Consider the following 9,505-nt stretch of genomic DNA (forward strand, 5'->3'; position numbering starts at 1 on the left):
GCCAGTCGGGGCTCATCCCTTGGTGATATCCGGGGCCTCGGGGTTCTTCATCCCGATCACATGGTAGCCGCTATCTACGTGCAGCACCTCGCCGGTGACCGCGGAGCCCAGATCGGACAGAAGGTACAGCGCGGACTTGCCGACCTCTTCCTGCGTCACGGTCCGGCGGAGAGGCGAATTATACTCATTCCACTTCAGAATATAGCGGAAATCGCCAATGCCGCTGGCGGCCAGCGTCTTGATCGTGCCTGCTGAGATCGCGTTCACGCGGATGCCGTCGCGGCCGAGATCTTCGGCCAGATAGCGCACACTGGCCTCAAGCGCAGCCTTGGCGACGCCCATGACGTTATAGTGGGGCATGACCTTCTCCGCACCGTAATAGGTGAGTGTGAGTGCCGAGCCACCTTCGTTCATCATCTTCTCCGCGCGCTGCATCACGGCAGTGAAAGAATAGCAGGAGATATCCATAGACATCAGGAAGTTCTCGCGGCTGGTCTCCACATAACGACCGCGCAGCTCGTTCTTGTCCGAAAAGCCAATGGCGTGGACGACGAAATCGAGATTGTCCCAGCGCTCGCCGAGCGCGGCAAAAAGACCATCAATGCTTTCGGGGTCACCGACATTGCATTCGATGACCATATCGCTGCCAAGCTGCTCTGCGAGGGGAATGACCCGCTTTTTCAACGCATCGCCCTGATAAGAGAAAGCGAGCTCGGCGCCCTGATCGGCCAGAGTTTTGGCAATGCCCCAGGCGATCGACTTGTCATTCGCCAGACCCATGATGAGTCCGCGCTTGCCCGCCATCAAATTACCGGCCATCTCTTTCCCTCTCAATTGGTTGCGCTCGCTTTAAGCGATCGCGCAATCTGCTTCAAGACCAGCAGGAGGTAGCACGGTGTCAGAGAAGACCAGCATTTTCGGTGCGGACAACCCCTTTCAACTGATTCGGTCCTGGATGGCCGAAGCGGAGGTGTCGGAGCCGAACGATCCGAATGCAATTTCCCTTGCGACGGTAGACGAGAATGGAATGCCCAACGTCCGGGTTGTTCTTTTAAAAGAGATCGAAGAAAGTTCGTTCGTTTTTTATACAAATTACCGTAGCGTCAAGGGACAGGAATTAGAGGCCTCCGGAAAGGCTGCATTCAATTTATACTGGAAAACACTCGGTCGACAAATTCGGGTTCGAGGCATAATATCGAAAGAAGATACGAACCAAGCGGATAGGTATTTCGCGTCTCGGGATCTGGGATCTCGCTGGGGCGCATGGGCCTCGCAGCAGTCTCAACCCCTTAAAGATCGGGCGACGCTAATGGCACAGGTCGAAGACGTGCGTGAGCGTTTCGGCGAAAATGTGCCCAGGCCTAGCCATTGGGGGGGGTATCGCTTGACGCCGCATGAGATAGAATTCTGGCAAGCTGGTGACAGTCGGCTCCATGATCGCGAAGTCTGGAAACAACTAGCGGGCGATAATTTTTGGGAGGCAAAGCGGCTTTCACCCTGAGCGGTAGTATCCTATGGTTTGACGGGCGCCACAGAAGCTCTGTGGCGCGTGATGCAGGAGGCGACCCATCCGGGTTGGCCATCAATTAAAAAAGAGCCGCCTGCGGCCATGGGATACGAACTATGAGTGAATCCGACCCCGGTCTGGTCGTTGAGGGCATTGTGAAATGGTACGATACCCGCAAGGGGTTCGGCTTTGTAATATCTGACGCGATAGACGGCGATATTCTGTTGCACGAGAATGTGTTGCGGAATTTTGGACGGAACAGCATCGCGGAAGGCAGCGCTATCACAATGCTGACCGTCCAATCTGACAAAGGTGTGAAAGCGGTGGAAATCCTCGCGGCACATCAGCCCGAGCCCGCGACTGGGACGACTGAGCGTCCGTTGATGTTCTCTGAGGAGGAGGTGTCGGGTCCGCTGCAACCCGCACGGGTGAAGTGGTTCGACAGGGTCAAGGGGATCGGCTTTGCGAACGTGTTCGGCGTGGCGGACGATGTCTTCGTCCATGCAGAGGTTCTGCGTCAATCACCTCTGTCCGACCTGCTACCGGGTGAGGCAATCGCAGTCATCGTCACGGAGGGCGAGCGGGGGCTTTTGGCAACCCGTCTCGCGGTCTGGGAGGATGCTCTGCGAGACGACGGCTCTGACGCGTAGCGCGGTTTGGTCACTGACAGTCGTTGAAATGGTCGCTACTGCGGGAGCCACTGCCCTACGTTGGAGCTTTCGGTGTCAGCGCGGTCTGAGCATCGGTGCTCAGCAGACACCGGCAGCTATGCTCAAGGGCGATAATCCAAAGGTCTTAACTCACCCAAAGAGGCGTTGACCCGTAGGGAAAGCTGCGCAGAATAAAGCCTGTCAGGTTTGGGGAACGTTGGTTGTGCGGATGATTGCGAGAGTTTTGTCGGTGGGTGTCGCGATCGCCTTGGCGGCATCACCGGTGCTGGCCTGCGCGCCCGAGACGGTGGAACTGCGCGGCGACTGGGGTGCGGCGCGGTTTGCGGTCACCCTCGCTGATACCCCGGATGAACGGGCTCGGGGGCTGATGTTCGTCGAGGATATGCCGCTCTCCGAAGGAATGCTGTTTGTCTATGAGCGGACGGGCCCCGTTAGCTTTTGGATGCGCAACACGCTGATCCCGCTTGATATGGTGTTTGTCTCTGAGAAGGGCGTCGTCCAGTACGTGCATGAGAACGCCATTCCTGGGGATGAAACGCCGATTTTTGGCGGTGCAAACATCCGCGTGGTGCTGGAAATCAACGGTGGTCTGGCCGACCAACTGGGCATCAAACCTGGCACCCAGATCCGGCATCCGGCGCTGGATCAGGATCTGGCCGCCTGGCCATGCGCCGCTGAGTAAGGTCAGATCTTCTCGATCGTCACCCCTTCATTTTCAAAGGCCAGATGCCCGGCGATCGCCGCGACCGCATCCTTCGGGTCTTCATAGCTCCAGCCCGCATCTTTCAGCGTCACGGACTTCGTCTGAATCGAGTAGTACGTCGCCTGTCCCTTGTGCGGGCAGGACGTCACCGTGTCCGACGGGTCGAGGAATGCTGTCGCGATATCTGACCGCGGAAAATACACCACGTCAGGGTAGCCATTCTCGCGAAGAATCAAAGCTTTGCTGCTTTCACCGATCACGGCGCCGCCTGCGCGGACAACCCAGGTTCCCGGCGCGTCTTCTATGGTGATCGTGGCGGACATGGGCATTCTCCTAGCGGTCAGTCAATTCTTGACGACCTTAACAACTCCCTGACGGGGCGCAACTTCTCAGGTCTCCAAGGGGGCGCAGACCTGACCCAGCCAATGCGCGACCTCAGCCGGAACGCGTCCTGTCATCTGGCTGGCAATGGCCCCATGATACGCGTCGATCCACGCCCGCTGCCCCCGGGACAGAGCGTTAATGTCAATCAGGCGCCGATCAATCGGCGCCCAAGTCAGCGTGTCAAAGGCCAGCATTTCCCGGTCGGGGTCGGCATGGGGCAGATCGTGGGCGGGGACGACGACCACGAGGTTCTCGATGCGGATCCCGAAATCGCCCTCGCGGTAATAGCCCGGCTCGTTTGACAGGATCATGCCGGGTTCAAGCGGAACGCGCGATACGCGGCTGATCCGCTGCGGCCCCTCATGGACCGAGAGCGCCACGCCGACCCCGTGGCCGGTGCCGTGGTCGTAATCGAGCCCCGCCCGCCACAGCGCCGCACGGGCCAGCGGGTCAAGATCGGCGCCTGACAGGCCCTTGGGCCAGCGGGTGCGGGACAGGTCGATCATCCCTTTGAGCACGCGGGTAAAGGCGTTGATCTGCTCATCCGTGGGCGTGCCCATGGCAACGGTGCGGGTTATATCGGTGGTGCCGTCTTCATACTGCCCGCCCGAATCGACAAGCAGCAGGTCGTTGGGGGCAATTTGACGGTTGCTCTCGTGGGTGACCCGGTAATGGGGCATGGCGGCGTGGGGGCCCGTGCCCGCGATGGTGTCGAAGGAGATATCGCGCAGCAGTCCCGTGTCCCGGCGCATCTCCTCGAGCCGCGTCACGACGTCGATCTCGGTGAGCGTTGCACCATCCGCGATGGCGTCACGCTGGGTGTCGAGCCAGTGCAGAAAGCGGCACATGACGGCAGCGTCCCGTTGATGCGCCTCGTGGGTGGCCTTGATCTCGGCCGGTGTTTTGCGCGCCTTGGGCAGGATGCAGGGATCAGCACCCCAGGAGACCGGAATGCCTGCGTCTTCGAGCGTGGTGGAGAGTAAGACTGGAGCCGTATCTCGGTCCACACGGACGGGACCGCTGAGATTGGCGAGCGCGGCAATCAGGGCGGACGGGGGCAGGGCGGTGAGGTCTGTACCGGCGCCATCGAGCTTCTCCGGCTCCATGAAGAGCGAGACCGACCTTGTGTCGCGGTCGATGATCGCAAATCCATGGGCGACTGGGTTTCGAGGCACATCGCTGCCACGGATGTTCAGCAGCCAGCAGAGGGAGTCGGGAAGAGTGATGACCGCTTGCGCCTCTCCAGACTTGGCCAAAGTCTCGCAGATCTGGTCGATCTTCTCCTGCCGGGACATCCCCGCAATCTCTTCCGGAAAGGACCGCACCGCGCCGCTCGGCGGCTCCGGCTGGTCGGTCCAGATCCTGTCGAGCGGGTTCTTTGTCAACGGGCGCAGCTCGACCCCGTCGCCCACCGCCTCACAGAGTTGGTCAATTTCGGTGCGGGTGTGCAACCACGGGTCAAAGCCCAGCACGTCGCCATCTGTCAGCCGATCCGCCAGCCAGCCCGAGGGCCGCTCCGCCGGAAAGGGGCGGGGGTCGAAAAGCGGCTCGACCTGTTGGCTCACCTGCACCGTGTAGCGCCCGTCGACAAAGATCGCAGCCTCGTCCGCGGTGATTGCCGCGATGCCCGCCGAGCCGGTGAACCCCGTCAGCCATTGCAGGCGCGCATCCCGCGGCGCAACATACTCGCCCTGATGGGCATCGGCGCGTGGCACGATAAAGGCGCTGAGTCCGGCCTCGGCCATGGCCTGCCGCAATGCGGCCAGCCGTCCCGGTCCCGCCGCGCGGTCGCCTTCGGTGTCAAAGCTCTGGAACATGGGTTCAGTCCCTCAAAATGGCCGCGTCAGGCGACATGCCGGATCCCCATGACCCGGGCGCGCTTGCGTTTGTCGCTGTCGAACAGGTTGGCAAGTTGCTCGGTGATCGCGCCCGCCAGCTGCTCTGCGTCCGTGATGGTGACAGCGCGGTCGTAGTAGCGCGTCACGTCATGCCCGATCCCGATGGCGCAAAGCTCCACCGCGCGTTTCCGCTCCACCATGGCGATCACATCCCGGAGGTGTTTTTCGAGATAATTCGCGGGGTTGACGGACAAAGTTGAATCATCGACTGGCGCGCCATCGGAAATCACCATCAGGATCTTGCGCTGCTCGGGCCGCGCGGCGAGCCTGCGGTGGGCCCATTCCAGCGCCTCGCCGTCAATATTCTCCTTCAGGAGTCCTTCCTTCATCATCAGACCCAGATTGGTCCGCGTCCGCCGCCACGGCGCGTCGGCGGATTTGTAAATGATGTGCCGCAAGTCATTCAGCCGCCCTGGAGTTTGCGGACGCCCTGCGGCGAGCCATTCCTCGCGGCTCGTCCCGCCTTTCCACGCGCGGGTTGTAAAGCCGAGAATCTCTGTCTTTACGCTGCACCGCTCCAGCGTATGCGAGAGCACATCGGCGCAGATCGCCGCGATCGAGATCGGCCGCCCCCGCATTGAGCCTGAATTGTCGATCAGCAGCGTCACGACCGTGTCGCGGAATTCGGTATCCTTTTCGATCTTGAAGCTCAGGGGCGTTGTGGGGCTCACCACCACCCGCGCTAACCGTCCGGCGTCGAGGATGCCTTCCTCCCGGTCAAATTCCCATGACCGGTTCTGTTTCGCCTGAAGCCGCCGCTGCAATTTGTTCGCCAGACGCGACACGGCGCCCTTCAGTGGCTCCAGTTGCTTGTCCAGATAGCTGCGCAGGCGCTCCAGCTCGGCGGGCTCGGCCAAATCCTCGGCACGCACGATCTCGTCATGGGTCTGCGCGTAGACGGTGTAATTAATGTCCGCCTCGCTGACAGGGGGCGGGGCCGGGGGCTCGGGGTTGGCGTCACCCTCGGGCATGTCGCTTTCCTCGCCCTCCGAGGTCTCGGCCATGTCATCCATGGAGACGCTCGCCTCGGCGGCGTCGGTCTGAGTCTCCTGCGACTGGTCCGGCGCGGCGTCGTAATCGTCGCTCTCGCTGTCATCGCCACCACTGCTGTCGGGCTGCTGGTCGTCCTCCGCGCTCTCCGGCTCGGCGCTGTCCTCCATGTCCTCATCGGGTCCATCGGGATCTTCGCCCAGCTGGTCGCCATAGCCCAGATCGTCAATCACCCGGCGCGCCATTTTTGCAAAGGCCGTCTGGTCCGCGAGCACCTCGCTCAGATCTTCGAGCGTCGCCCCGGCCTGCGTCTCGAACTCTGTCCGCCAGAGCCGGGCGATATTCTCGGCACCCTCGGGCAAGGGACGCCCCGTCGCCATCTGCCGGATCAGGTATCCCGCCGCCACAGCGAGGGGCGCTTCTTCCCGGGCGATCAGAGATTTATATCCTTTGCGGGCAGCTTCGGCCTCGATCTTCACGTCGATATTGGCCGCAGTCCCGGGCATGGCGCGCGCACCGACGGCCTCGCAACGGGCGGCCTCCATCGCATCGAAAATTTCGCGGGCCATGTCGCCGTCGGGGACGTAGCGGCTGTTGGTTTTGTGGTCGTGAAAGCGTTTGCGCAAAGCCAGCGAGTCCGCCGTGCCCCGCGCCAGCATCACCTCTTCCCGGGTCATCCGGCGCGAAACCTGCGGCAACCGTATCCCGTCCGCCGACAGCCCCGGCGGGTCGACGCTGTAGGTCACGTTCATCTCCGGATCATTGGCAATGGTCCGGGTCGCCTCGGCGAGGGCCTTCTTGAACGGTTCGGCGGGGTTGTCCTGCGATGTGCTCATGAGGCGTAATCTAGCTGATCCGGGGCCGGGTACAATCGCTGTCAGGTCCCGATCGGACAGAATGTCTCCGGTCTTTCGGTTGACCCCGGCGGCAAGAGCGGAAACACTGTGCGGCCAAACCCTTCGCCTGTTGTTTTTCTGGAGAACCCCATGATCCCCAACCGCGCCCTCTTTGGTCCAGGCCCCTCAAACGTCTCCCAGGCGGTGCTCGACGCGACGGCTCAGCCTTGCATCGGCCATCTCGACCCCGTTTTCGGCGCGATGATGGAGGACGTGAAGGACATGCTGCGGCAGGTCTTCGGGACCACGAATCCGGTCACGTTTCCTATGTCGGCTCCAGCCTCACTGGCGATGGAATCGGCGCTGGTGAACCTGCTGGAACCGGGCGATACGGCGATCATCGGGATCAACGGTGTGTTCGGCGGTCGGATGGCCGATATCGTGGACCGCGCGGGTGCCAAAGCGGTGAAGGTCGAGTTCGAGTGGGGCACGCCCTGTGATGCTGACGCCATGGCCGAGGCTATTCGCGCCAACCCCGAGGCCAAAGTCGTCGGTTTTGTCCACGCGGAGACCTCAACCGGCACCCGCACCGATCCCGCGCCGATCTGCCGCGCTGCCCGTGAGGCGGGGATGCTCACGATTGTCGACACGGTGACCGGTCTCGTGGGCTCCGAGGTTACGGTTGATGACTGGGGCGCCGACGTGGTCTATTCCGGCACCCAGAAATGTCTCAGCGTCCCCCCCGGCCTCGCGCCAATCACCTTCTCCCCGCGCGCGATCGCGGCAATCGAGGCGCGCAAAACCCGGGTCCAGAGCTGGTTTTGCGATCTCAACCTTGTGCTGGGTTACTGGTCCGGCGACGGCGCGCGCTCGTACCACCACACGGCTCCGGTAAATGCGATCTATGGCCTTCATGCCGGTCTGAAAGATGTGTTGGACGAAGGTCTCGCGCCCGCCCGCGCCCGCCACGAAGCTGCGCACCAACAACTGGCCCAGGCGATGGATAATCTGGGCTTGAAATTCCTCGTGGCGCCGGAGAACCGCTTGCCTCAGCTAAATGTGTTTACGTTACCCGAAGGGATGGATGAGGCTGGTCTGCGCGCAAAACTACTCAATCAGCATGATGTAGAGATCGGCGCTGGTCTTGGTCCTCTCGCGGGCAAGGTCTGGCGAATCGGTTTGATGGGAGAAAATGCGCGCCCGGAACGGGTTGAGCTTCTGACCAATGCGATTCGCACTGTCATCGGCTGAGTGCGGGAAACGGCGCGGTTTGCCGCGCCTTTTCAAATTAATTTCCCTAAAATCGGATTGTATCCGCTTGGATAGTCAGAGAGCGGAGCGTCGGGGGCGTACTTCGGCAAGTGTCGTGTCCAAAGTTAATAATAATCAGGGTAGGGTCGTTGACTTGCAGAAAGAGGTTATATTCCAAATCGGCTTTAACAAATGGGGCACCTCGTCCATTTTTATGTTGTTTCTTGAGTCTGGCTACAACGCTGTGCACTTCGGGGTACTGCACCGAAGTGAGATCGGATTGAGACGGCTAAAGTAGGCCGGTGTTCAAGGAGTGAAGCGGCGAAAGCGGCCACGATCACGGTATGATCCCCCTCAGGTTCACATACATCACAACATTTGTTCGGGTCTGCCGCCGGTTCAAGGATTTGAGGATTTTGATGCATTCTCCGACATGGAGTATTCCGATATTGACGGTGAAATAAAAATCGAGAATTTTAAATTGTTTGATCGGTTTGCAATGCCTATCCGAATGCAAAATTCATCTTGAACCAAAGAGACAAAGATACTTGGCTGGCCAGCCGATCGCGTCATGGGGGCAGTAAGCGTGCGGGCGAGCCTGGGCACGATTTGCGGCGACATATGGTTCGCCTCAGTCTGCCACGAGAAGAAGTTCAAAGACGGTGGAGTGAAGAGTATGACCGCCACGTGAACTTCGTCCCGTTTTCCGGACATTCTGATTGTTGACTCTACGCTGCGATTTTCCAACTCAATTCTGTGAACGCCTCTGCCGGTGTCTGGTAGCCGATGGCTGAATGGCGGCGCTGGCGGTTGTAGAAGACCTCGATGTACTCGAAGATAGCGGCCTTGGCCTGTGCCCTTGTTGCGAAGCACTGGCGGTGGACCAGCTCCTTGTTGAGCGACGCAAAGAGGCTCTCCATCGGGGCGTTATCCAGACACTCCCCTTTGCGGCTCATGGATTGGATCAGCTTCGCGCGGTGGATGATCTTGCGATAGTCCCCACTGGCATATTGCATGCCGCAGTCCGAATGCAGGATCAGGCCCGGGAGCGGACCGCGCCGGTCCAGGGCCATCCAGAGCGCATCACAGCAGAGCTCCGCTTTCAGATGTTCGGCCATGGACCACCCCACGATTTCGCGGGACGCATGCGCCATTGTCCTTGGAGTTGCCCATCGCGGCGCCACCGGTCGGAGCCCGATGGGCGACGGCGGACAAAGGCACATTCCTTGACCGCAGCGAGGTAGAGCCAGCCCTCGCCGGTACCG

The 9,505-nt window shown here is 60.8% G+C and carries 9 protein-coding genes and 1 pseudogene; 5 read left to right on the forward strand and 5 right to left on the reverse strand.

The features are described from left to right. Positions 1-12: 12 nt before the first annotated feature. Entirely contained in the window at positions 13-819 is an 807-nt protein-coding gene (fabI, locus tag FEV53_RS00960; RefSeq protein ID WP_142832940.1) for an enoyl-ACP reductase FabI, read from the reverse strand. 76 nt (positions 820-895) lie between these two features. Between fabI and pdxH the strand changes: the two genes are divergently transcribed. From pdxH to FEV53_RS00975, 3 genes are all read left to right on the forward strand, one after another. Continuing rightward, positions 896-1,501, forward strand: coding sequence for a pyridoxamine 5'-phosphate oxidase (gene pdxH / locus FEV53_RS00965; protein WP_142832941.1), 606 nt, complete (start codon positions 896-898; stop codon positions 1,499-1,501). 122 nt (positions 1,502-1,623) lie between these two features. Continuing rightward, positions 1,624-2,157 (forward strand): cold-shock protein, encoded by a 534-nt coding sequence (locus FEV53_RS00970; protein ID WP_142832942.1) that lies wholly within the window; start codon positions 1,624-1,626, stop codon positions 2,155-2,157. A 229-nt stretch (positions 2,158-2,386) separates the two neighbouring features. Beyond that, positions 2,387-2,860, forward strand: a complete 474-nt coding sequence (locus tag FEV53_RS00975; RefSeq protein ID WP_142832943.1) for a DUF192 domain-containing protein — start codon at positions 2,387-2,389, stop codon at positions 2,858-2,860. Positions 2,861-2,862: 2 nt separating this feature from the next. Here the strand turns inward: FEV53_RS00975 and FEV53_RS00980 are convergent, their stop codons facing one another. The 3 genes from FEV53_RS00980 to cobT all read right to left on the reverse strand — a co-directional run bounded on the left by FEV53_RS00980 (position 2,863) and on the right by cobT (position 6,989). After that, positions 2,863-3,204 (reverse strand): DUF427 domain-containing protein, encoded by a 342-nt coding sequence (locus FEV53_RS00980; RefSeq protein WP_142832944.1) that lies wholly within the window; start codon positions 3,202-3,204, stop codon positions 2,863-2,865. A gap of 66 nt (positions 3,205-3,270) precedes the next feature. After that, positions 3,271-5,082 (reverse strand): aminopeptidase P family protein, encoded by a 1,812-nt coding sequence (locus tag FEV53_RS00985; protein ID WP_142832945.1) that lies wholly within the window; start codon positions 5,080-5,082, stop codon positions 3,271-3,273. Between the two features lie 26 nt (positions 5,083-5,108). Then, on the reverse strand, positions 5,109-6,989 hold the full coding sequence (gene cobT, locus FEV53_RS00990) for a cobaltochelatase subunit CobT (RefSeq protein ID WP_142832946.1): 1,881 nt from the start codon (positions 6,987-6,989) through the stop codon (positions 5,109-5,111). Positions 6,990-7,139: 150 nt separating this feature from the next. Between cobT and FEV53_RS00995 the strand changes: the two genes are divergently transcribed. Both FEV53_RS00995 and FEV53_RS22075 read left to right on the forward strand, forming a co-directional pair. After that, positions 7,140-8,240 (forward strand): pyridoxal-phosphate-dependent aminotransferase family protein, encoded by a 1,101-nt coding sequence (locus FEV53_RS00995; protein WP_142832947.1) that lies wholly within the window; start codon positions 7,140-7,142, stop codon positions 8,238-8,240. Positions 8,241-8,747: 507 nt separating this feature from the next. Next, positions 8,748-8,966 (forward strand): annotated as a pseudogene (locus tag FEV53_RS22075) (hypothetical protein); the annotation flags it as partial. Between the two features lie 2 nt (positions 8,967-8,968). Here FEV53_RS22075 and FEV53_RS01000 read toward each other — a convergent pair. After that, the gene (locus FEV53_RS01000; RefSeq protein WP_246100695.1) at positions 8,969-9,358 is read right to left on the reverse strand and encodes an IS3 family transposase; all 390 of its coding nucleotides are present in this window, start codon (positions 9,356-9,358) and stop codon (positions 8,969-8,971) included. Positions 9,359-9,505 lie beyond the last annotated feature (147 nt).

The sequence above is a fragment of the Palleronia caenipelagi genome, from assembly GCF_007004065.1.
GTDB classification, from domain to species: Bacteria; Pseudomonadota; Alphaproteobacteria; order Rhodobacterales; family Rhodobacteraceae; genus Palleronia; species Palleronia caenipelagi.

Excerpts from the sequence above, each read along its gene's own strand:
- fabI (WP_142832940.1), bottom strand. The coding sequence starts at position 819 with ATGGCCGGTAATTTGATGGCGGGCAAGCGCGGACTCATCATGGGTCTG.
- FEV53_RS00970 (WP_142832942.1), top strand. The coding sequence starts at position 1,624 with ATGAGTGAATCCGACCCCGGTCTGGTCGTTGAGGGCATTGTGAAATGG.
- FEV53_RS00975 (WP_142832943.1), top strand. The coding sequence starts at position 2,387 with ATGATTGCGAGAGTTTTGTCGGTGGGTGTCGCGATCGCCTTGGCGGCA.
- FEV53_RS00980 (WP_142832944.1), bottom strand. The coding sequence starts at position 3,204 with ATGTCCGCCACGATCACCATAGAAGACGCGCCGGGAACCTGGGTTGTC.
- FEV53_RS00985 (WP_142832945.1), bottom strand. The coding sequence starts at position 5,082 with ATGTTCCAGAGCTTTGACACCGAAGGCGACCGCGCGGCGGGACCGGGA.
- cobT (WP_142832946.1), bottom strand. The coding sequence starts at position 6,989 with ATGAGCACATCGCAGGACAACCCCGCCGAACCGTTCAAGAAGGCCCTC.
- FEV53_RS00995 (WP_142832947.1), top strand. The coding sequence starts at position 7,140 with ATGATCCCCAACCGCGCCCTCTTTGGTCCAGGCCCCTCAAACGTCTCC.
- FEV53_RS01000 (WP_246100695.1), bottom strand. The coding sequence starts at position 9,358 with ATGGCCGAACATCTGAAAGCGGAGCTCTGCTGTGATGCGCTCTGGATG.